The sequence below is a fragment of the Streptomyces spectabilis genome, from assembly GCF_008704795.1.
GTDB classification, from domain to species: Bacteria; Actinomycetota; Actinomycetes; order Streptomycetales; family Streptomycetaceae; genus Streptomyces; species Streptomyces spectabilis.
Map to the genome: position 1 here is coordinate 7,513,179 of NZ_CP023690.1, position 21,923 is coordinate 7,535,101.

The 21,923-nt window shown below is 72.2% G+C and carries 20 protein-coding genes; 14 read left to right on the forward strand and 6 right to left on the reverse strand.

The window, feature by feature from the left end; translation table 11 throughout:
* Window positions 1-41 precede the first annotated feature (41 nt).
* A complete protein-coding gene (locus CP982_RS32795; RefSeq protein ID WP_150513765.1) occupies window positions 42-713 on the forward strand; it encodes an MBL fold metallo-hydrolase in 672 nt (223 codons plus the stop codon).
* A 48-nt stretch (window positions 714-761) separates the two neighbouring features.
* Window positions 762-1,541, forward strand: a complete 780-nt coding sequence (locus CP982_RS32800; RefSeq protein WP_150513766.1) for an exodeoxyribonuclease III — start codon at window positions 762-764, stop codon at window positions 1,539-1,541.
* Here the strand turns inward: CP982_RS32800 and CP982_RS32805 are convergent, their stop codons facing one another.
* A complete protein-coding gene (locus CP982_RS32805; RefSeq protein WP_150513767.1) occupies window positions 1,542-3,311 on the reverse strand; it encodes an SGNH/GDSL hydrolase family protein in 1,770 nt (589 codons plus the stop codon).
* Between the two features lie 199 nt (window positions 3,312-3,510).
* Here CP982_RS32805 and CP982_RS32810 point away from each other — a divergent pair, with 199 nt between their 5' ends.
* The 6 genes from CP982_RS32810 to CP982_RS32835 all read left to right on the forward strand — a co-directional run bounded on the left by CP982_RS32810 (window position 3,511) and on the right by CP982_RS32835 (window position 7,878).
* On the forward strand, window positions 3,511-3,954 hold the full coding sequence (locus CP982_RS32810; RefSeq protein WP_150513768.1) for a DUF3093 domain-containing protein: 444 nt from the start codon (window positions 3,511-3,513) through the stop codon (window positions 3,952-3,954).
* A gap of 143 nt (window positions 3,955-4,097) precedes the next feature.
* Entirely contained in the window at window positions 4,098-4,538 is a 441-nt protein-coding gene (locus CP982_RS32815; RefSeq protein WP_150513769.1) for a DUF6278 family protein, read from the forward strand.
* 124 nt (window positions 4,539-4,662) lie between these two features.
* On the forward strand, window positions 4,663-5,406 hold the full coding sequence (locus CP982_RS32820; protein WP_150513770.1) for an amino acid ABC transporter ATP-binding protein: 744 nt from the start codon (window positions 4,663-4,665) through the stop codon (window positions 5,404-5,406).
* Window positions 5,407-5,413: 7 nt separating this feature from the next.
* A complete protein-coding gene (locus CP982_RS32825; RefSeq protein WP_150513771.1) occupies window positions 5,414-6,337 on the forward strand; it encodes a glutamate ABC transporter substrate-binding protein in 924 nt (307 codons plus the stop codon).
* 9 nt (window positions 6,338-6,346) lie between these two features.
* Window positions 6,347-6,991 carry an amino acid ABC transporter permease gene (locus CP982_RS32830; protein WP_150513772.1) on the forward strand — a complete coding sequence of 215 codons (645 nt, stop codon included), beginning with the start codon at window positions 6,347-6,349 and terminating at the stop codon, window positions 6,989-6,991.
* Window positions 6,988-7,878, forward strand: coding sequence for an amino acid ABC transporter permease (locus tag CP982_RS32835; RefSeq protein ID WP_150513773.1), 891 nt, complete (start codon window positions 6,988-6,990; stop codon window positions 7,876-7,878). The genes CP982_RS32830 and CP982_RS32835 overlap by 4 nt, the downstream gene beginning before the upstream one ends.
* A gap of 48 nt (window positions 7,879-7,926) precedes the next feature.
* On the opposite strand, the gene CP982_RS32840 is transcribed toward CP982_RS32835, so the two are convergent.
* The 3 genes from CP982_RS32840 to CP982_RS32850 form a co-directional block, all read right to left on the reverse strand.
* A complete protein-coding gene (locus CP982_RS32840) occupies window positions 7,927-9,492 on the reverse strand; it encodes an alpha/beta fold hydrolase (RefSeq protein ID WP_221515974.1) in 1,566 nt (521 codons plus the stop codon).
* A 146-nt stretch (window positions 9,493-9,638) separates the two neighbouring features.
* Window positions 9,639-10,835: a L,D-transpeptidase gene (locus CP982_RS32845; protein ID WP_150513775.1), complete on the reverse strand. Its 1,197-nt coding sequence runs from the start codon at window positions 10,833-10,835 to the stop codon at window positions 9,639-9,641.
* Window positions 10,836-10,973: 138 nt separating this feature from the next.
* Complete coding sequence (locus tag CP982_RS32850; RefSeq protein ID WP_150513776.1) at window positions 10,974-11,720, reverse strand: hypothetical protein; 747 nt, start codon at window positions 11,718-11,720, stop codon at window positions 10,974-10,976.
* 104 nt (window positions 11,721-11,824) lie between these two features.
* Between CP982_RS32850 and ggt the strand changes: the two genes are divergently transcribed.
* Window positions 11,825-13,711 carry a gamma-glutamyltransferase gene (ggt, locus tag CP982_RS32855; RefSeq protein ID WP_170316532.1) on the forward strand — a complete coding sequence of 629 codons (1,887 nt, stop codon included), beginning with the start codon at window positions 11,825-11,827 and terminating at the stop codon, window positions 13,709-13,711.
* Between the two features lie 67 nt (window positions 13,712-13,778).
* Here ggt and map read toward each other — a convergent pair whose 3' ends face one another.
* Window positions 13,779-14,546, reverse strand: a complete 768-nt coding sequence (gene map, locus CP982_RS32860; RefSeq protein WP_150513778.1) for a type I methionyl aminopeptidase — start codon at window positions 14,544-14,546, stop codon at window positions 13,779-13,781.
* 48 nt (window positions 14,547-14,594) lie between these two features.
* Here map and CP982_RS32865 point away from each other — a divergent pair, with 48 nt between their 5' ends.
* Window positions 14,595-14,846 carry a helix-turn-helix domain-containing protein gene (locus CP982_RS32865; RefSeq protein WP_030667597.1) on the forward strand — a complete coding sequence of 84 codons (252 nt, stop codon included), beginning with the start codon at window positions 14,595-14,597 and terminating at the stop codon, window positions 14,844-14,846.
* Here the strand turns inward: CP982_RS32865 and CP982_RS32870 are convergent.
* Window positions 14,803-16,029, reverse strand: a complete 1,227-nt coding sequence (locus CP982_RS32870) for a Cmx/CmrA family chloramphenicol efflux MFS transporter (RefSeq protein WP_150513779.1) — start codon at window positions 16,027-16,029, stop codon at window positions 14,803-14,805. The genes CP982_RS32865 and CP982_RS32870 overlap by 44 nt on opposite strands.
* Window positions 16,030-16,422: 393 nt before the next feature.
* Here CP982_RS32870 and CP982_RS32875 point away from each other — a divergent pair, with 393 nt between their 5' ends.
* The 4 genes from CP982_RS32875 (at window position 16,423) to hydA (ending at window position 21,915) form a co-directional block, all read left to right on the forward strand.
* On the forward strand, window positions 16,423-18,120 hold the full coding sequence (locus CP982_RS32875; protein ID WP_150513780.1) for a hypothetical protein: 1,698 nt from the start codon (window positions 16,423-16,425) through the stop codon (window positions 18,118-18,120).
* Between the two features lie 199 nt (window positions 18,121-18,319).
* Window positions 18,320-19,162 (forward strand): nitrilase-related carbon-nitrogen hydrolase, encoded by an 843-nt coding sequence (locus CP982_RS32880; protein ID WP_150513781.1) that lies wholly within the window; start codon window positions 18,320-18,322, stop codon window positions 19,160-19,162.
* Window positions 19,159-20,439 (forward strand): aspartate aminotransferase family protein, encoded by a 1,281-nt coding sequence (locus CP982_RS32885; RefSeq protein WP_150513782.1) that lies wholly within the window; start codon window positions 19,159-19,161, stop codon window positions 20,437-20,439. Before CP982_RS32880 ends, CP982_RS32885 begins: the two co-directional genes overlap by 4 nt.
* 72 nt (window positions 20,440-20,511) lie before the next feature.
* On the forward strand, window positions 20,512-21,915 hold the full coding sequence (gene hydA / locus CP982_RS32890; protein ID WP_150513783.1) for a dihydropyrimidinase: 1,404 nt from the start codon (window positions 20,512-20,514) through the stop codon (window positions 21,913-21,915).
* The last annotated feature ends 8 nt before the right edge of the window (window positions 21,916-21,923 follow it).

Sequence of the window (21,923 nt, forward strand, 5' to 3'; positions counted from 1 at the left end):
GGCGAGCAGGATGGGGACCAGGCAACGGAGAAGGGGAATCCATGACGACGACCGGCACGACGACCGGAGCGGCGACCGGCACGAAGCTCACGAAGCAGTCCCACGCGTGCGTGCGGCTCGAAAAGCAGGGCCGGACGCTCGTCATCGACCCCGGGGGGTTCACCGAGGCCGACGCGGCCGTCGGAGCCGACGCGGTCCTCGTCACCCACGAGCACCCCGACCACTTCGACGAGGCCCGCCTGCGCGCCGCCATGGAGGCGAACCCGGCCGCCGGGATCTGGACCCTGGCGGCCGTCGCCGACCGGATCGCGGCGGCCTTCCCCGGCCGGGTCCACCGGGTCGGCCACGGCGACACGTTCACGGCCGCCGGGTTCGACGTCCAGGTCCACGGCGAGCTGCACGCCGTGATCCACCCCGACATCCCGCGCGTCACCAACGTCGGCTACCTCGTGGACGGCTCCGTCTTCCACCCCGGCGATGCCCTCACCGTCCCCGACCACCCCGTGGACACCCTCCTGGTCCCGGTGATGGCTCCCTGGAACAAGATCTCCGAGGTCATCGAGTACGTCCGCGAGGTCAAGCCGCAGCGCGCGTACGACGTCCACGACGCGCTGCTCACGGACCTGGCGCTGCCCATCTACGAGGGGCACATCGGCAGGCTCGGCGGCACAGAGCACACGCGGCTCGCGCCGGGGGAGTCCGCACGGGTGTGACCGCCGCCGGGCCGGAGGCTGTCACACCCGGCAGGTAGGTTGTCCGTCATGCGCATCGCCACCTGGAACGTGAACTCGATCACCGCCCGCCTGCCCCGCCTCCTGGCCTGGCTGGAGAAGAGCGGCACGGACGTCCTGTGCGTCCAGGAGACCAAGTGCACCGCGGAGCAGTTCCCCGCCGAGGCCCTGCGCGAGCTGGGCTACGAGTCGGCGGTCAACGCCACCGGCAGGTGGAACGGCGTCGCGCTGCTCTCCCGCGTGGGCCTGGAGGACGTCACCACCGGCCTGCCCGGCGGCCCCGACTACGACGGCGCGCAGGAGCCCCGGTCCATCGCCGCCACCTGCGGCCCCCTGCGCGCCTGGTCGGTCTACGTGCCGAACGGCCGCGAGGTCGACCACGCGCACTACGCGTACAAGCTCCAGTGGTTCGAGGCCCTCAAGGCCGCCGTCACCGCCGACGCCGCGGGCCCGCGCCCCTTCGCCGTCCTCGGCGACTACAACGTCGCGCCGACGGACGACGACGTCTGGGACGTCGCCCGCTTCGAGGGCCTCACGCACGTCACGCCCGCCGAGCGCGCCGCCCTCGCCGCCCTCCGTGAGACCGGCCTCACGGACGTCGTCCCCCGCCCCCTCAAGTACGACCACCCCTTCACGTACTGGGACTACCGCGAGCTGGGCTTCCCCAAGAACAAGGGCATGCGCATCGACCTGGTGTACGGCAACGAGCCGTTCGCCAAGGCCGTCTCCGACGCGTACGTGGACCGCGAGGAGCGCAAGGGCAAGGGCGCCTCCGACCACGCCCCCGTGGTCGTGGACCTCGACGTCTAGCTAGGACCGGAGCACCTTCAGCGGCACCGCCGCGGCGAGCGCGGCCAGGCCCGCGTCGCCGGGGTGGAGGTGGTCGCCGCTGTCGTACGCGGGCAGCAGGCGCGCGGGCAGCGCCGGGTCACGGAGCACCGCGTCGAAGTCGAGCACGGCGTCGAAGCCCTCGCCCCGCCGCAGCGCCGCGTTCACCGCGACGCGCTCCGCGTCGACGGCCGCCGTGCACCGGGCCTCCCCGGCGCACGGCACCAGCGTCGCCACGACGACCCGCAGCCCCCGCGCGCGGGCCCGCGAGGCGATCTCCCGCAGGCCGCCCACGACGTCCGCGGCGGGCACCCCGGCCCGCAGGTCGTTGATGCCCTGGAAGACGACGACGGTACGCGCGGACGTCTGCGCGAGCACGTCGCGATCGAGCCGGTGCAGCGCGCTGACACCCCCGGTGTCGGTGGACACCCCGTCCCCGGGATAGCGGTCGCCGACGACGCGGTTGGCGGAGACGCCCTGGTTGAGGACGCCGCGGCGCGGCGCCTTCGGCTCCTCCAGGAGCCGCCGCGCGAGCACGTCGGGCCACCGCCGGTTCGTGTCGGGCGTGGAGCCGACCCCGTCCGTGATGGAGTCCCCGAGCAGCACCACGGAGCCCGCGCCGTCCGCCACGTCGACCCCGGTGAGCAGCGGCCACGCCCGCACCGTGGAGGTGTACGCGGCCCCGGACGCCTCCGCCGCGTGATCGCCCGGCTCGCTCACGTACGAGGTCTGCAGGGCCTGGCTGTGCACCGGCGCCGCCGCCACCGTCCCCGGCAGATGGAAGCTGATGAGCAGGTCCGCGCCCGCGGGCACCGCGAACCGCACGGGGTCGCTGACCGCCTGCGCCCCCGCGGGGATCTCGACCCCGCCCGCCCCGCCGAACGTCAGCGCCACGGGCGTGCCCCGCGCCCCCGCCCCCGCGCCTCGCACGGCGATGCTCGCGCTGCCGATGCGCACGGGCGCACCCGCGAAGGTGTTGTCGAGCCGGATCCGCACGCGCGGTCCGCCCACGCTGGTGTGCGCCACGAGCCGCACGGTCCGGTCCGTCCACGGGCCCACGCGCGTGTACCCGGCCGTGGACGCCGACCAGGTCCCCGTCCACCCCGTGGCGCGCGCCCGTACCGACAGGGCGAAGACGTGCAGGTCGGCGCCCCCGGGGTCGCGGGGGAGGCGCACCGACGCCACCTCGCGCCCGCGCGCGAGCGGCACGGTGACGACGTACAGCCGTGCCTTCTCGGCGCGTTGCCCGTCCGGCGTGTTGATGTGCGGAAGGGCCACGGACTTGGTGGCGAGCGGTCCGGTGCGCCAGTCGGGAGCGGTCAGGCGGTACGCGGTGCGCGATCCGTCGCGGTAGCGCACCGTCCCGGCGCCGCGCGCGGCACCGCCGGTCCCCGCCACCAGGAAGGCGAGGGCGTCGCCGCGCCCGCGCAGCCGCACCCACTGCCCGTCGGCCCGTACGTTGTCCGGCTCGCCCGCCCGGGTGTCCGGCCAGGTGAGACGCGCGCCCTCAACTCCCAGGCGGCGCCCGGGAGTCCACCCGGCCGCCGTCAGGTCCGGCGCGGACAGGGAGGCGCCCGCGCCGTCGAAGTCCGCGTCGCCGGGCCGCGCGTCGTCGCTCACGGCCCTGTTGTCGAAGAGCCGCTCCAGGGGGAGCGGCCCGGGTCTGTGCGGCGCGGCCCCGGCGGCGCCCGCGGGAGCAAGGCCTCCCAGGAGCGCGAGAACGACGGCGGCACCCCGGACGCGTCGGCGCACGACGGCCCCTTCCCCGAGCCTCGGTGTTCCCGGGTGTTCCCCGGTGTGACGGTGGACGCGCCCTGAAGCTAAGGAGCCGTCAGATGCCAGTCAAGACAGCGGCCGTGTCCGTCACCCGGCCGATGAGCCGCCGTCACCGTCCGGACGGAGCCCGGCACCCCTGCCGTCGCTCCCCGAACCCCTTTGCCAGGATGGGGTCATGCATCTTTACGATGAGCGCCTGAGTGTTCCGGCCGCGTGGTGGTTCCTCGTCGTGCTCGGCGGCGGTCTGTTCGCCGCGCTGCTGCTGCCGCTCGGCCCCGTGGCCGCCGTCCTCGGCCTGGTCCTCGTCGTCTCCGTCTTCGGGCCGCTCGTGCACCGGTACGGCTCGGCGCGCATCGTCGTGACGCCGGGCACGCTCGTCGCCGGGGGCCGGACGATCCCCGTCGACGAGCTCGGCACGACCGAGATCCTGGACGCGGGGGAGGCCTTCGAGTGGCGCACCCGCAAGGCGAACGCGTACGCGCACCTGCTGCTGCGCAGCTATGTGCCGACCGCCCTGCGCGTGGAGCTGCGGGGCCCGCACCACACCGCGCCCTATCTGTACCTCTCGACGCGGCGTCCGATGAACCTGGCCACGATCCTCGCCTTCACCCGCCGCTGACCCCCGCGCCGGCGGCACGGACGGGCGCCACGTGAACCGAACCGAGTGATTCGCCTGATTCCGTGATCAACTGCCGCAAGATACATTCCTTGGAATGCGGAGCCGCCGTCCGATCGCTCGGGCGCCCCACGGAGAGGCCGGTCATGAACATTCCGTTCCTGGACAAGTGGCGCAAGCGGCACGCGGGCGGCCCCGGTCTGAAGCTCGCCGCCGCCTTCGAGGCCGATCCGGAGGGCGTGGCCGAGCTGCTCTCGGAGTGCGAGCTGCTGCGCTCCCAGGCGGCCCGCGCCGGGCTCGAACTGGACGACAGCCCCGCGTCGTTGGCGGCCCTCGACCAGCTCACGCCGCGCTGGCGGGAGGACCCCGAGACCCTGCCCTGGCTCGGCAACGACGCGGGCCTCTACCTCGGCACGGTCATCGTCCGCACCGTCCCCGGCGCCGTGTGGCACGTCCTGCCCGGCGGCACGCCCGTCGTCCGGCTCTCCTCGGGCCGGGAGCTCCAGGTGGTCGCCGCGGGCCTCGACTGGGCCGTCCAGGGCACCCCCGAGCTGTCCCAGATGTACGCCGAGACCTCCGAGACGTGACCATGCGGTGAACCCGCGGTCTCAAATACGGTTAATGCCCATAAGTGCGTGTCGTCCCATAAGTCCTGTTTTGCCGTGGATAGTTTGCGCGGACCGACACAGCTGAGAGTGGGCAGGTCTGGGCATGGCCGTCGATCCGTTGATCGAGCTGCGTGACGTGAACAAGTACTACGGCGAGTTGCATGTCCTGCAGGACATCGACCTCACCGTCGGCAAGGGGGAGGTGGTCGTGGTCATCGGCCCGTCAGGGTCGGGCAAGTCGACGCTCTGTCGGACCATCAACCGGCTTGAGACGATCCAGTCGGGCACCATCCGCCTCGACGGGCAGCCGCTGCCCGAGGAGGGCAAGGCCCTGGCGCGGCTCCGCGCCGAAGTCGGCATGGTGTTCCAGTCGTTCAACCTCTTCGCGCACAAGACCGTGGTGCAGAACGTCTCCCTGGCTCAGGTGAAGGTCAGGGGCCGCAAGAAGGACGAGGCCGAGCGGCGCTCCCACGAACTCCTGGAGCGGGTCGGGCTCGCCGCGCACGCGCAGAAGTATCCCGCGCAGCTCTCCGGCGGCCAGCAGCAGCGCGTGGCCATCGCCCGCGCGCTCGCCATGGACCCCAAGGTCATGCTCTTCGACGAGCCGACGTCGGCCCTCGACCCGGAGATGATCAACGAGGTCCTCGAAGTCATGCAGTCCCTCGCCCGCGAGGGCATGACGATGGTCGTCGTCACCCACGAGATGGGCTTCGCGCGCTCGGCCGCCAACCGCGTCGTGTTCATGGCCGACGGCCGGATCGTCGAGGACCGGGCCCCCGAGGACTTCTTCACCCGCCCGGAGAGCGACCGCGCCAAGGACTTCCTCTCCAAGATCCTCAAGCACTGACGGGGGGATGCGTCCCATGCGTACGACACGTCTGCTCGGGCTGCTCACGGCCCTGTCGCTCACCGCGCTCGCCACCGCCGCCTGCGGCAAGGGGGGCAGCCCGCCGACCAAGGGCCCCGCCGCCGGGAGGCTGCCCGTCTACCGGGTCGCCCAGGGCTTCGAACTGCCCGAGTCCGGCACCTGGCGCAAGGCCAAGAACCGCGGCCGCTTCGTCGTCGGCGCCAAGGAGGACCAGCCCTACCTCGGCGAGAAGGACCCCGCGACCGGCCGCTACTCCGGCTTCGACATCGAGATCGCCAAGATGGTCTCGGCCTCGCTCGGTCTGGACCCCAAGAGCATCTCCTTCAAGACCATCGCGTCCGCCAACCGCGAGACCGCCCTGCAGAACGGGCAGATCGACTACTACGTCGGCACCTACACCATCAACGACAACCGCAAGAAGCTCGTCGGCTTCGGAGGCCCCTACTACATGGCGGGCCAGGGCCTGCTCGTGCGCCACGACGAGGAGGACATCAAGGGCCCGAAGGACCTCGACGGCAAGCGCGTGTGCTCGGCCGCGGGCTCCACCCCCTACCAGCGCATCCAGAAGGACTACCCGAAGGCCACGCTCGTCGCGTACGACACGTACTCGGTGTGCGTCGACAACCTGCTGACGTACCAGGTCGACGCGGTCACCACCGACGACGCGATCCTGATCGGCTACGCGGCGAAGGTCCCCGACGAGCTGAAGGTGGTCGGCAGGTCCTTCTCCGAGGAGCCCTACGGCATCGGCGTCCCCCGGGGGGACGACACGCTGCGGTTCGCCATCGACGACGCCCTCGCCGCCCGCGAACGCGACGGCGACTGGAAGAAGGCCTACGACGCGACCCTCGGCCTGTCCGGGGTGCCCGCGCCGAAGCCGCCCGCCATCGACCGCTACCCGGCGAGCTGAGGAGGCGTCGTGGACGTACTGACGGACAACTTCTCCACCTACGGCGACGGCTTCCTCGGCACCGTGGAACTCACCGCGTACGCCTCCGCCCTGGCGCTCGTGCTCGGCTTCCTCATGGCCTCCTTCCGGGTGGCGCCCGTCGGGTCCTTCCGGGTGTTCGGCGCGGTGTGGGTGGCGGTCCTGCGCAACACCCCGCTGACGCTGCTGTTCTTCGCCGTCCTGCTCGGCCTGCCGCGCTTCGGGCTCGTGCTGCCCTTCAAGGTGTTCGCCGTCCTCGCGCTCGGCTGCTACACCTCCGCGTTCATCTGCGAGGCCCTGCGCTCCGGCATCAACACCGTGCCCAAGGGGCAGGGCGAGGCCGCCCGCAGCCTCGGCATGACGTTCGGTCAGACCCTGTCCGTGGTGGTGCTTCCGCAGGCCTTCCGCTCCGTCATCCCGCCCGTGGGCTCCACGCTCATCGCGCTCGCCAAGAACTCGGCCATCGCGGGCGCCTTCAGCGTCACCGAACTCCTCGGCACCTACAAGACGCTCAGCGAGCTCGGCTACAACATCGTCTGGACCTTCCTCTGGATCGCCCTTGGCTACCTGATCATCACCCTCGCCATCAGCGCCGTCTTCAACATCCTCGAAAAGCGCTGGGGAGTCGCCCGATGACCACCACCGCCGCCGAAGCCACCGCCCTCTACGACATCCCGGGCCCCAAGACCCGCAGGAGACACTTCCTGTACGGCGTCCTGTCGACCGCCGTCATCGTCGGGCTCGTCGCCTGGATCCTGTACCTGCTGTTCGACACCGACCAGTTCACGCGCACCAAGTGGACGCCGTTCGAGTACAAGGGCATCCAGGAGCTGCTCCTGCGCGGGCTCGGCAACACGCTCAAGGCCTTCGCCATCGCCGCCGTGCTCTCCCTTGCGCTCGGCGCGCTCCTCGCCACCGGGCGCCTCTCCGAGCACCGCGTGGTGCGCTGGCTGGCCACGCTGGTCGTGGAGTTCTTCCGGGCCATGCCCGTACTCGTGATGATCTTCTTCGTCTTCGTGGCGCTGAAGGTCCAGCCGCTTCCGGCGCTCGTCGCCGGGCTCACGCTCTACAACGGCTCCGTGCTCGCCGAGGTGTTCCGCTCCGGCGTCAACTCCGTCGAGCGCGGACAGAGGGAGGCCGCCTACGCGCTGGGGATGAGAAAGACTCAGGTCATGTCGTACGTCCTGGTGCCACAGGCCGTGCGGGCCATGCTGCCCGCCATCATCAGCCAGTTGGTCGTGGCCCTGAAGGACACCTCGCTCGGTTATCTGATCACCTATGAGGAGTTCCTGCACGCCGGGAAACTGATCGCGTCGAACCTCGACTACGATTTGCCTTTCATCCCCGTGGTCATGGTGATCTCACCGATCTACATCGGGATGTGCATGCTGCTGTCGTGGTTCGCCTACTGGGTGTCCAAGCGCCAGCGGCGCAGTCCCAAGACAGAGGCCGTGGACGTCGCCCCGGCTGAACCAGGGACGCTGCTGCCGGGAGGGGTTCCCCCCAGGGCCCCCGCCCCCTAGGGGGAAGCAGTAGCTGGAGGGCCAGGCCCGCCCGGCAGCAGCCGGAGATCACTGCTCGCGCAGGGGGATCGACACGTACGACGGGTCGGTTCCGGGCGAGGAGAAGGTCAGCTGCGCGCCGGTCGGGTTGTGCTCGATGTAGAGCGGGTCGACCGTGTCGACCACCAGGGCGAGCCTGTGTCCTGCCGGGACGTCGTAGGCCGTGGAGAACAGCTCCAGGTCGACGCCGAACGGCTTGCCGGGGGTCTTGCCGTGGAAGGTGTACGGCGCGTTGCTGACCAGCTTGCCGAGGCCGAGCGGGCCCACGTCGTACAGGTACGCGACGAGGGTTCCGCTCTCCTTGGTGCTGGTGAGCGTGGTGTGCAGCTCCGCGGTGCCGCGCACGCGCTGGGGCCGCTCGGACCGCTGCGACTGCCAGACGGCCGCGTACCGGCGCGGCAGCAGCGGCATCGACGCCATCGGCGGCAGCTTCAGGAACTGGTCCAGGGTGTTGGAGAGCATCACGATGCCGCCGTTGGCGCCGGAATCCACGTTGGCACGGATCGTGGTGGTGCCCGCGAGGTCCAGCTTGCGCCGGGTGGCGCCGACCGACTTCCAGTCGGGGTAGCCCTCGTAGCCGCCCGTGGAGCGCGACTTCAGCTGGACCGGCTGCTCCTGGTCGACGCCGTTCTTCTCACCCTTCAGATAGCGGTCGAACCACCGCCGGGTGCTCGTCCAGGTGTCGTTGGGCAGCCCGAACAGGCCCGTCGCCTCGGCGGTCGCGTGGTCGCCGGGGCGGAACTCCAGGCGCTTGGGGCCCTTGAGCTTCTCGTAGAAGTCGGCGTACTCGTTGGGCGGGAAGACGGTGTCGCCCCAGGCGTTGCCGAGCATGACGGCGGTGCCGTTGCTGTTGATGCGGTCCAGGTACGTCGCCGGGGAGCGCTTGGCGCCCCACGCGATCATCTCGTCCTCCTGGTCGAGGTTCGAGCCGAGGAAGTCCTTCAGGATCCCCTTCAGCTCGGCGCTCGGGCGGCCGGTGAGGTAGCCCGCGCCGCCGAGCAGGGCGCCCGCCTGGACGTGCTGGGTGCGGCCGCTGTAGATGGACTCGACCAGGTCGCTCCAGCCGCTCAGCGCGGCGACCGCCTTGATCCGCCTGTCGTGCCCGGCGGCCAGCAGGCTGATGCCCGCCCCGTAACTGACGCCCGCCATGCCGACCTTGTGCGGGTCGGCGGGGGTGTTCTCCAGCGTCCAGTCGATGACCCGGGAGGCGTCCGCGATGTCCTCGGGGCCGCCGACCTCGATCTCGCCGCCGGACTGCCAGAAGCCGCGCGAGTTGTAGCTCACCACCACATAGCCGGCGTCGGCGAGCTGCTTGGCCTGCGCGATGTACTCGATCTGCGGCATGGCCCAGCTCGTGGGCAGCACGACGACGGGGTACGAGCGGTCCGCCGGGGCGCCCGCGGGCGTGACGACGTTGGCCTTGAGGACCGTGCCGCCGTCACCGGGGATGTCGACGAAGCGGACGCCCGGCGCGGCGGCCCGGGGCGCCGGTGCCGCCTGTGCGGCGGGGGCGGCACCGGCGACAAGGGCCACCGATACCGCCCCCAGGGCGGTGGTCCGCACAGCTCTGCGCATCTTTCCCACGGGTCACTCCTCACACGTGCCGGTGCAAAGTGACCTGACGGTAACCGCGCGGGATTACCCCGGGTAACCCGTCGGTAAGTTACGTACGGGTAACGATAGTTGAGGAGCGGAGCTTCTCCGTCGCCGGTCGCGCGGCCTCAGCGCAGGGCGCTCTTGGCCTGCCAGTCCGCCCACGACACGTTCCACGCGCCGAAGCCGTTGCCCGGGTCGGGCGTGCCCTTGGAGCCGCTGCCCGAGACCTCGAACGGGTCGCCGATCTGGACCTGGCCGTACAGCCACGCCGCGTTGCCGGTGCTCATGCCGACGCAGCCGGAGCTGTGGTTGGTGTTGCCGAAGTACGCCGCGTTCCAGGGGGCCGCGTGCGCGTACATGCCCGACCAGGTCAGGCGCATCGAGTAGTCGACCATCTTGTCGTAGCTGTTGCCCAGGCCGACGGTCTCGGAGCGCATGTTGATCGTGCCCTCCTTGGCCATCAGGACCGACGTGCCGCCCCAGGAGGCCTTCTCGCCACCGGGCGTGCCCGCGGACATCGGTACGGACTTGACGGTCTTTCCGTCGCGCGTCAACGTCGCGGTCTTGTTGTCAAGATTGACCTTGACGACCTGGTTCTTGCCGACCGTCATCGCGGTGTCGTAGTCGCGCACGAACCAGCCGCCGTCGGTGCCGGAGTCCACCCCGTTGAGCTGGGCGTCCAGGGACACCTTGGCGCCGGACTTCCAGTACTCCTTCGGCCGCCAGTCGACGCGGTCCTTGCCGTCGTAGTTCTTGATCCAGCCCCAGGATCCCGCGGTGTCGTCGGACGTCTTCACCTTGAGGTGCTTCTCGACCTCCGCCTTGTTCTTGACGGGGTGGTCGAAGACGATCGACAGGGGCTGGGCCACGCCGACGGTCTTGATGTTCCGGCCCGGGGTGATCGTGACCTTGTTGACCTTCTCGGGCGCGGCCGTGGTGAACGCCTTGCCGGCCTTGCCGCCCTCCTGCGTGGTCGCGCTCACGGTGTAGCTGGTGCCGGGCGCGGCCACGCGGGCCGAGGTCCAGCCGCGGCCGTCGGCGGAGACCTTGCCCGGGAGCTTGGTGCCCTCGGCGTCGGCGACCGTGACGTCCTTCAGCTTGGCGTCGCCCGCGGCCAGCTTCACGGTGACCGGGACGCCCGCCTTGGCCTGCTTGCCGGTGAGGTTCACCGAGAGCTTCGGCTTCTCGGCCTCGGCGTCGTCGCCGGAGCCGCCGCCGGAGCAGGCGGTCAGGGCGGCCGCCAGGGCCGCGGCGCCCGCGACGGCCGCGTACCGGGGGCGTATGGAGCGGCGGCTGGTGCTCAGGGACCTGCGGGACCTCAAGGAAACGTACCTCCGTGCGGATGTTCATGCCTGCCCGGAGTGAGAGGGCCGGGGATTCCGCACGGTTGCCTGTTGTCCGGAAAATCCGGACTGCGTCACGGAAGCGTTATACGGGTCTCGCGTTCCGTGCGCGTCCGCTCACTTGGCGCGATGGGAGCCGCGCGCGGACTGCGCCGGTATCGGCTCCTGGGCGGCGCGGGTCACGTCCCCGACCAGCTCGACCACGTCAGGTCCGTACGCCTGTGAGTTCACGACCTTCAGGAGCAGCACGAAGGAGTCGCCCTGCTTGCGGGCGAGGCGCTCGTGGTGGCGGGCCAGATAGCGGGTGGCCGCCTGGTTGGTGGTGGCGCGCTGGCCGCAGAAGAGGAACACGGGCCGCGCGTCCTGCCCGGCGGTGAGCCGCGCGAGCAGCACGTACTCCGCGATGCCCGCCTCCATCCGGTAGCGCTCGGCGCCGATCTGGAACGCGCCGCGGTCGGGGCCAGGCTCCGGGTCGGCGTTCACGCGCACGCCGGGCAGCAGCGAGTGCATGTGCGCGGCCATCCGACGGTGGAACGCGGGGTTACCGAGGCAGAACTCGGTGCGCTCGCCGAAGCCCTGCTGGGCGGCGTCGTGGGCGACGACCTGGGTGTGCGCGCCGCAGTCCTTGACGAAGGCGGCGAGTTCGAGCAGCGAGAGCACGTCGTGCCGGGTCACGGTCAGCTCCGGGCCGCCCGCCTCGCGGTTCACCACGAACAGCGACTCGGCGTGCTCGGGAAGCCCGAAGAACGCCCGCTTGCGCCGCAGTCTGCGCCGCGACAGGAGGCCGCGGACGTACAGGGCCAGGGCGGCGCCGGCGACGGCCGCGCCGGCACCGAGGGCGAGAAGGCGTACGTCTTCAGTCATGGGCGCGCATGCTAGCCGCCGTTCACGGCCACCTCGGCAGGCGCCGTGGCCGGGGGCGGGGCGCGAAGTTACGCTGCGCGGAAGGTCGTTGACTGGAGGTGCCCATGCGGCGTGAAGTGGTACGTAATCTGACGCTTTTGGCGGTCGGCGGGGTGTTGGTGACGGTCGGTGCGGCCGCGCCCCCTTCGCCTTCGCGCACAGCGGAACCGGGCACGACGGCCGAAGCGGCCACCGGTGCCCAAGCGGGCACAAGACCGGATTCGGCCCGTACGGCCGGTGTGTCCCGGACTCCGCCGAAGGTCCCGGAGGCCGTCGGATACGGCGGGGCCGTCGCGAGCGTCGACGCGGACGCGTCCGCCGCGGGCATCGAGGTCCTGAAGAAGGGCGGCAACGCCGTGGACGCGGCCGTCGCCACGGCCGCCGCGCTCGGTGTCACCGAGCCGTACTCGGCGGGCGTCGGCGGCGGCGGGTACTTCGTGTACTACGACGCGAAGACCCGCGCGGTGCACACCCTCGACGGGCGCGAGACGGCGCCGCGCACCGCGGACTCACGCCTCTTCCTGGAGGACGGCAAGCCCCTGCCGTTCGCCGACGCCCAGACCAGCGGCCTCGGCGTGGGCACGCCCGGGACGCCCGCCACCTGGCGCACGGCGCTCGACAACTGGGGCAGCGAACGGCTCGGCACGCTCCTGAGGCCCGCCGAACGCCTGGCCCGCGAGGGCTTCACCGTGGACCGTACGTTCCGCTCGCAGACCGAGGCCAACCAGCAGCGCTTCAAGGACTTCCCGGACACGGCGAAGCTGTTCCTGCCGGACGGGAAGCTGCCGGTCGTCGGCTCCACGTTCAAGAACCCGGACCTCGCCCGCACCTACGCCGAGCTGCGGCGCAAGGGCATCGACGCGCTCTACCGGGGCGACATCGGCAAGGACTTCGTACGGACGGTCAACAAGCCGCCCGTGGACCCGGACTCGGGGCGCAACGCGCGCGCCGGTGACCTGTCCATGAAGGACCTGCGCGCCTACGAGGTGAAGGAGCAGGCGCCGTCGAAGACCACGTACCGCGGCCTCGGGGTCTACTCGATGGCCCCGTCGTCGTCCGGCGGCACGACGGTCGGCGAGGCCCTCAACATCCTGGAGCACGGTGACCTCTCGCGCGTGAGCAAGGCGCGCTATCTGCACCGCTTCATCGAGGCGAGCCGGGTGGCGTTCGCCGACCGGGGGCGCTGGGTGGGCGACCCCGCCTTCGAGGACGTCCCCACCAAGCAGCTGCTCTCGCAGCGGTTCGCGAACGCGCGCGCTTGCCTGATCAAGGACGACGCGGTGCTCAAGAGCCCCGTCGCGCCCGGCGACCCGCGCCACCCCGAGCCCTGCGCGAGCGCGGGCAAGGCGGCCCCGACGACGTACGAGGGCGAGAACACCACGCATCTGACGGCGGCCGACAAGTGGGGCAACGTCGTCGCCTACACCCTCACCATCGAGTCCACCGGCGGCAGCGGCATCACGGTTCCCGGGCGCGGCTTCCTGCTGAACAACGAGCTGACGGACTTCTCCTTCGCGCCCGCACGGCCCGGTGTGCACGATCCGAACCTGCCGGGGCCCGGCAAGCGGCCGCGCTCGTCGATCGCGCCGACCATCGTGCTCGACGAGGAGCGCGAGCCGGTCGTCGCGCTCGGTTCGCCCGGCGGCGCGACCATCGTGACGACGGTCCTGCAGACCCTGACCGGCTTCCTGGACCGGGACCTGGAGCTGGTCGACGCGATCGCGGCGCCGCGCGCGAGCCAGCGCAACGCCGCGCAGACCGAGCTGGAGCCCGGTCTGTGGGACAGCTCGCTGCGGCGCGACCTGGAGGCGCTCGGCCACTCCTTCAAGCAGAATCCGGAGATCGGGGCGGCGACCGGCGTCCAGCGGCTGCCCGGCGGCAAGTGGCTCGCCGCGGCCGAGCCGGAGCGCAGGGGCGGCGGCTCCGCGATGGTGGTGCGCCCCAGGCCGTAGGCCCGCGCACCCGCCGTACGAGCCCCTGAGGCGGCCTCAGGGGCTCGTACGGGCGATCACAGGGCGGTCACAGGGCGGTCAGCACGCGCGGCCCCGCGTCCGTGATGGCGACCGTGTGCTCGGCGTGCGCCGCGCGGCTGCCGTCGTCCGTGCGCAGCGTCCAGCCGTCCGGCGCGGCGTGGAAGCCGTCCTTGCCGCCCGCGATGAGCATCGGCTCGATGGCGAGCACCATGCCGTGGCGCAGGGGCATGCCGCGGCCCGGCCGCCCCTCGTTCGGCACGGAGGGGTCCTCGTGCATCTGGCGGCCGATGCCGTGGCCGCCGAAGCCGTCCGGGATGCCGTACCCGGCGTCGCGGCAGACGGTGCCGATGGCGTGGGCGATGTCCCCGATCCTGTTGCCCACCACCGCGGCCGCGATGCCCGCCCGGAGGGCGCGCTCGGCGGTCTCGATCAGGTGGACGTCCTCGGGGCGCGGGGTGCCCACGATGAAGCTGATCGCCGAGTCGCCCGCCCAGCCGCCGAGGTGCGCGCCGAAGTCGGCGGAGAGCAGATCGCCGTCGCGCAGGCGGTAGTCGTCCGGGATGCCGTGCACGATCGCGTCGTTCACCGACGCGCACAGCGTGGCCGGGAAGGGGACCGGGGCGAACGAGGGGTGGTAGTGCAGGAAGGGGGACGTGGCGCCCGCGTCCTTGAGCACCTGGTGCGCCACCTCGTCCAGGTCGCGCAGGCTGACGCCGACGGTCGCCGCGGCCCGCACCGCGGCCAGGGCCCGCGCGACCACGCGCCCCGTCTCCCGCATCGCCTCGATCGATGTGTCTGTCTTGAGTTCCACCATGCCAATTACTATACCGGTATTTGAATGGGGTGCGCGTAGACTGGTGCCATGGTGCGCACCCCTCTGACCCCTGAAGAGCGCGAGCGCGGCGAGCGGCTCGGCCGACTGCTGCGGGAGGCGCGTGGCGAGCGGAGCATGGTCGAGGTCGCCGCGAGCGCCGGGATTTCGGCGGAGACGCTCCGCAAGATCGAGACGGGCCGGGCGCCGACGCCCGCGTTCTTCACGGTCGCGGCGCTCGCGGTGACCCTTGAGCTGTCTATGGACGAGGTGGCACGGACGTGTGTCCTGGTCCCGGTGTGAGGTCCGCGGGAGGGCCGTCCGCCGGGCGGACGCGCGCGGAGCGGCGGGCCACGAGTGCCGCGCCGCCCGCCGTCATGAGCGCGAGCGCCACCAGCAGGGCGCTGACCCACAGCGGCGAGCGGTAGCCGAGCCCCGCGTCGATCGCCCGGCCCCCGGCCCACGGGCCCACCGCCGCGCCGATGTTGAACGCCGCCGTGGCGAAGGCGCCGCCCAGGGTGGGTGCCGCCGTCGCCGCGTACAGCGCGCGGGCGATCAGCGTGGAGCCCACCGCGAACGACAGCGTGCCCTGGACGAAGGCGAACGCCACGGTCGCCGCGGTGTGCTGAGCGGTCAGGGCGAAGGCCGACCAGGCCGCGAGCAGCGCGAGCGAACCGGCCACGAGCAGCGGCAGCGGACGGCGGTCGGCGAGGCGCCCGCTGACCGTGACCCCGATGAACGACCCGAGCCCGAACAGCGCGAGCAGACCGGGCACCCACGCGTCCCCGACCCCGGCGACCCGCGTGGCGAGCGGTTCGAGATAGGTGAAGGCGCAGAACGTGGCCCCGTTCACGAGCGCGCCGAGCAGCAGCGTCACCACCAGGCGCGGGGAGCGCAGGGCGCCCAGTTCCGAGCGCGCGCCGACCGGCGCGGAGCCGGGGGAGTCCGCCGGCAGCGACCGCGCGATCGCCACGACGGCGGGCAGCGACACCAGGGCCACCGCCCAGAACGCGGCGCGCCACCCCCACAGCTGGCCGAGCAGGGCGCCGCCCGGCACGCCCGCGACGCACGCGAGCGTGGTGCCGCCGAGCAGCACCGACGTCGCCCGGCCCTTGGCGTCCGGCGCGACCAGGCCCGTCGCGGTCGCGAGCGCCACCGCGAGGAAGCCCGCGTTGGCGAGCGCCCCGACGACGCGGGTGGCGAGCAGCACGCCGTAGCTCGTGGTGAGCGCGCCCACGACGTGCGCAAGGAGGAAGGCCACCAGGAAGGCGAGCAGCGCCCGGCGGCGCGACCAGCGCAGGCTCAGTACGGCCATCAGGGGCGCCCCGACGACCATGCCCGCGGCGAACGCGGAGGTCAGCGCGCCCGCGGCGGACAGCGACACCTCCATGTCGGCGGCGATGTCCGACACCAGGCCGGACAGCATGAATTCGGACGTGCCTTGGGCGAACACGGCGAGTCCGAGCAGATAGAGGACCATGGGCACAGCGAGACTCCAGCGTCACGTCAGCCACGGCGTGGGCATGACGCACCCATGGCGGTGCGCGGGATCCACGGCGTGGTGAGGAAAAGGGGGAAGGTCCGTGACTGCGGCGCGGTGATGGTCCCGAGGCGATGCCTGAGGCGATGACGGTGCGGAGCCCTGAGCGGGGCTGCTACGCGGCGTCGGGCCGGCTCGGAGCGAGGCCACCGGAGCGCGCCGGTGGCCGGCGTCTGCTGGCCTCGGGACTGGACATGTGCGCAGACTAGCCACGCATGCCGCCGCACGTCCAAGTAATTAACGAAGGCTCCGGAAAACCACGTGCAGCCGTCCGGTGACGCGTCGGGTGTTATCTTCCGGACCGGCAGACCCTAGTCTCCCAGGGGACGGTGCCCGACGATGGCAGTGGGACAACTCCCGGAACAGGTAACGGAGTTCGCGCGGTACCTGAACGAGCTCCTGGCGCGCCTCGACCAGCGCTCCGGGTGGTGCGGCGTGTTCTGGTCCCGTGACCCCGACGGCATGCGGGCCTGCCTCGACGGCACCGAGGTGCCGCCCTGGGACGTGGTGCAGGCGCTGCTCCACGACCTCGCGGCCGACGCCGGCGTGGGGGTCGCGCAGGCGGAGACCGGCCGTGCGCGGGCACTGCACGCCGCGTCCGTCGCCGCGCACGACGACCGGCCCGGCGGCCGCGAAGTCCTCAGCGACCGGCTGGACATGATGCTCCAGGAGCAGCGGTTCGCCGTCGAGCGGGAGCAGGAGCTGGCCCGCTCCCTGGCCCTCGCCGCGACCGGCGACGAAGTGGACCGCATCCATCTGGATCTGGCCTGGGTGCGCGACGACCACGAGCGGGCGGCGGCGCGCTGCGGCGAGCTGCGCCGCCGCATGGAACGGCTCGACCGGGCACGGGCGCCGCGCTGGGTGGACTTCGGCGGCGCCCCCTCGGAGGGCGGCGCTTTCCCCGCCGACACGTCCGGCCGCGCCCTGGCGAAGGCCCCGGGTGCCCCTGCCGACGACGTCCCGCAGGACACGGCCGACACCGTCTGGCAGGACGCGTACGACGACGACAGCCGCGCGGAGACCTACGGCGGCAGCGCGGACGCGTACAGCGGCAGCACGGAGACCTACGGCGGCAGCGCGGATGCGTACGGCGGCAGTGCGGACGCGTACGACGGCCCCGTGGAGACCTACGAGACCTACGACGACCCCGTGGAGACCTACGGCGGCCGCTCCGCCGTGCACGGCGCGGACGGGCACGACACCGCCTACGGCCACCCCCAGAGCCCCGAGGACCCGGATCCGCCCCTGCGGGACGCAGAGCGCGAGCCCGGCCAGGACGCCGTGCCCCGGGTCCCCGCGCAGGCGGGCCGCTCCCGGCTCGGGGGCCGGCGCCGCCCGCGCGGCGCCCGGTTCGCGGGCCTCGACGGCGCGGGCGACGACGGCGCCGGGCCCGTCGCCGCGCCGGGCGCGGACCCCGCGCCGCGCACCCCGCGCGGCGCCCGCTACGTGCAGGCCGTCGACGCTTCCGCGCGCGCCCACCCGGCGCCGCCCGCCGTCGAGGACGGCGCCGCCGCCGAGCGCGCCACCGTCGACGCGGTCGAGGCCCTCATCCGGCTGCGCGGCGAGGGCCGCAGCGGCGAGGCGCACGGCGTGCTCGTCGAGGCGGCCGGGTGGCCCGCCGCGCGCCTGCCGCTCTTCGCCGAAGAACTGCACCACGCGGGCCTGGCCGCCGACTGGGCGACCCTGCTGTGGGAGGCCGCCTCGCTGCCGCCGGACCGCCTCGTGGCCGTCGCCGACGCGCTCGCGGGCGCGGGCCGCGCCGACGACTGCCGCAAGCTCCTGCGCCAGGGCGTGGCCCGGCCCGCCCCGGAGATCGCCGAGTCGCTGCTCGCGCTCATCGAGGCGGGGCGCGAGCGCGAGGCCCGCGCGCTGCTCGACGCGTACGTGCGCGTGCGCAGCGCCGAGCACGTCGCGGCGTGCGCGCACACCGACCCGCAGCGGCTCATCCCGCTGCTCCTGGAGATGGCCAAGGGCGTCTCGGACGCGCACCACTGGGACCTCGTGCACGCGCTGCGCGTCGCGGGCTTCACCACCTGACCGGACCGGCCGCCGGGCGTGCGGAACCGTCCGTCCCGCACCCGCTCGGGTGATCGGTGACCCCCGGAACATGATCGACTCCGCCCCGTTGCGGCGATGGTCTTGGCAAGGCCGTCGACGGGGGCTTACGTTCGTCTGTCTACGCACCAAGTCTACGGGCGTAGAGGCTCTCTGACGTCCTGTCGAAGGAGCACAGCTCATGGTCAACGTCGTACGCGCCGCACTCGTCCAGGCGACCTGGACCGGCGACGCCGAATCCATGATCGCCAAGCATGAGGAGCACGCCCGCGAGGCCGCCAGGCAGGGCGCCCAGGTGATCGGCTTCCAAGAGGTCTTCAACGCCCCCTACTTCTGCCAGGTCCAGGAGAAGGAGCACTACCGCTGGGCGGAGCCCGTGCCGGACGGGCCGACGACGCGGCGCATGCAGGACCTGGCCCGCGAGACCGGCATGGTGATCGTCGTGCCCGTCTTCGAGGTCGAGCAGTCCGGCTTCTACTACAACACCGCGGCCGTGATCGACGCCGACGGCAGCTACCTCGGCAAGTACCGCAAGCACCACATCCCCCAAGTCAAGGGATTCTGGGAGAAGTTCTACTTCCGCCCCGGCAACGTCGGCTGGCCCGTCTTCGACACCGCCGTCGGCCGCGTCGGCGTCTACATCTGCTACGACCGGCACTTCCCCGAGGGCTGGCGGCAGTTGGGCCTGAACGGCGCCCAGCTCGTCTACAACCCCTCGGCCACCTCCCGCGGCCTGTCCGGCTATCTGTGGCAGCTGGAGCAGCCCGCCGCCGCGGTCGCCAACGAGTACTTCGTCGCCGCGATCAACCGCGTCGGCCAGGAGGAGTACGGCGACAACGACTTCTACGGCACGAGTTACTTCGTGGACCCGCGCGGGCAGTTCGTCGGCGAGAAGGCGAGCGACAAGACGGAGGAACTCGTCGTGCGCGACCTGGACTTCGACCTGATCGACGAGGTGCGCGAGCAGTGGGCGTTCTACCGGGACCGCCGCCCGGACGCGTACGAAGGGCTGGTCAAGCCGTGAAGGACCTGCACACCCGGCACCAGGCCGTCCTGCCGGACTGGCTCGCGCTCTACTACGACGAGCCGATCGAGCTCACCCACGGCGAGGGCCGCCACGTCTGGGACGCCCAGGGGCGGCGCTACCTGGACTTCTTCGGCGGCATCCTCACCACCATGACCGCGCACGCGCTGCCCGAGGTCACCAAGGCCGTGGCCGAGCAGGCGGGCCGCATCATCCACAGCTCGACGCTGTATCTGAACCGCACGATGGTGGAGCTCGCCGAGCGCGTCGCCGCGCTGTCCGGCATCCCCGACGCGCGCGTGTTCTTCACGACGTCCGGCACGGAGGCGAACGACGCGGCGCTGCTGCTCGCCACCGCCCACCGCGGCTCGAACCAGATCCTGGCGATGCGCAACAGCTACCACGGCCGCTCCTTCTCGGCCGTCGGCATCACGGGAAACCGCTCCTGGTCGCCGACCAGCCTGTCCCCGCTCCAGACGCTCTACGTCCACGGAGGGGTGCGCACCCGCGGTCCGTACGCGGCCCTGAGCGACGCCGAGTTCACCGAGGCGTGCGTGGCGGACCTCAGGGACATGCTCGGCCAGACCCGCGGCGTCGCCGCGCTGATCGCCGAGCCGATCCAGGGCGTCGGCGGCTTCACCTCACCGCCCGACGGCCTGTACGCGGCCTTCCGTGAGGTCCTGAAGGAGCACGGCGCCCTGTGGATCGCCGACGAGGTGCAGACCGGCTGGGGCCGCACCGGCGACCACTTCTGGGGCTGGCAGGCGCACGCCGGGTCGGGCCCGCCGGACCTGCTCACCTTCGCCAAGGGCATCGGCAACGGCATGTCGATCGGCGGCGTCGTCGGCCGCGCCGAGGTCATGAACTGCCTGGACGCCAACTCCATCTCCACCTTCGGCGGCTCGCCGGTGACGATGGCCGCGGGCCTGGCCAACCTCACCTACCTGCTGGAACACGACCTCCAGGGCAACGCGCGCCGCGTCGGCGGACTGCTCATCGAACGCCTGCGGGCGATCTGTGCCCACCTGCCCGCCGTCCGCGAGGTGCGCGGCCGCGGCCTGATGATCGGCATCGAGCTGGTCAGGCCGGGCACCGACGAGGCAAGCCCCGACGCGGCCGCCGCCGTCCTCGAAGCGGCCCGTGAGAGCGGCCTCCTCATCGGCAAGGGCGGCGGCCACAGCACCAGCGTGCTGCGGATCGCGCCGCCGCTGACCCTCACGGTCGCCGAGGCGGAAGAGGGCGCGGCGATCCTGGAGCGGGCCCTCGGCGAGGTCTAGTCCGCGGGCGCGCCCGCTCCGCCGCACACCACGCCGCCCGTCACCCCCGTACGAAAAAGGGAGCGCACCACCATGAGTACCCGCACCCTGATCCGCGGCGGACTCGTCGTCACCGCCGCCGAGGAAGTCCACGCCGACGTGCTCATCGAGGACGGCCGGATCGCCGCGCTCGCCGCCCGCGGCACCGAGGCCGCGGCGGCCTGGACCGCGGACCGCGTCATCGACGCGCGCGAGAAGTACGTCATCCCGGGCGGCGTGGACGCCCACACGCACATGGAACTCCCTTTCGGCGGCACCTTCGCGTCGGACTCCTTCGAGACCGGAACGCGCGCCGCCGCCTGGGGCGGCACCACCACCGTCGTCGACTTCGCGGTGCAGACCATGGGCCGGTCCCTGCGCTCGGGCCTGGACGCCTGGTACGCCAAGGCCGACGGCAAGTGCGCGATCGACTACGCCTTCCACATGATCCTCTCCGACGTCAACGAGCGGACCCTGAAGGAGATGGACCTGCTCGTGGAGGAGGGCATCACCTCCTTCAAGCTGTTCATGGCCTACCCGGGCGTCTTCTACAGCGACGACGGACAGATCCTGCGTGCCATGCAGCGCTCCGCGGCCAACGGCGGCCTGATCATGATGCACGCCGAGAACGGCATCGCCATCGACGTCCTCGTCGAGCAGGCCCTCCAGCGCGGCGAGACCGACCCCCGCTACCACGGCGAGGTCAGGAAGGCCCTCCTGGAGGCCGAGGCGACGCACCGCGCGATCCAGCTCGCCCGGGTCGCCGGAGCGCCCCTGTACGTCGTGCACGTCTCCGCCGAGGAAGCCGTCGCCGAGCTCACGGCCGCCCGCGACAAGGGCCTGCCCGTCTTCGGCGAGACCTGCCCGCAGTATCTGTTCCTGTCCACCGACAACCTCGCCGAGCCCGGCTTCGAAGGCGCCAAGTACGTCTGCTCGACGCCCCTGCGGCCCCGCGAGCACCAGGCCGCGCTCTGGCGCGGCCTGCGCACCGACGACCTCCAGGTGGTGTCCACCGACCACTGCCCGTTCTGCTTCACCGGCCAGAAGGAGCTGGGCCGCGGCGACTTCTCGAAGATCCCGAACGGCCTGCCGGGCGTGGAGAACCGGATGGACCTGCTCCACCAGGCCGTCGTCGACGGGCACATCAGCCGCCGCCGCTGGATCGAGATCGCCTGCGCCGCGCCCGCGCGCATGTTCGGCCTCTATCCGAAGAAGGGCACCATCGCGCCCGGCGCGGACGCCGACGTCGTCGTCTACGACCCGGCCGCCACGCAGGTGCTGTCCGCCGAGACCCACCACATGAACGTCGACTACTCGGCGTACGAGGGGAAGCGGGTCACCGGCCGCGTCGAGACCGTCCTCTCGCGCGGCGAGCCGGTCATCGACAAGCGCGCGTTCACCGGCCGCGCCGGGCACGGCGTCTACACGCCCCGCGCCACCTGCCAGTACCTGAACTAGGAGGCACC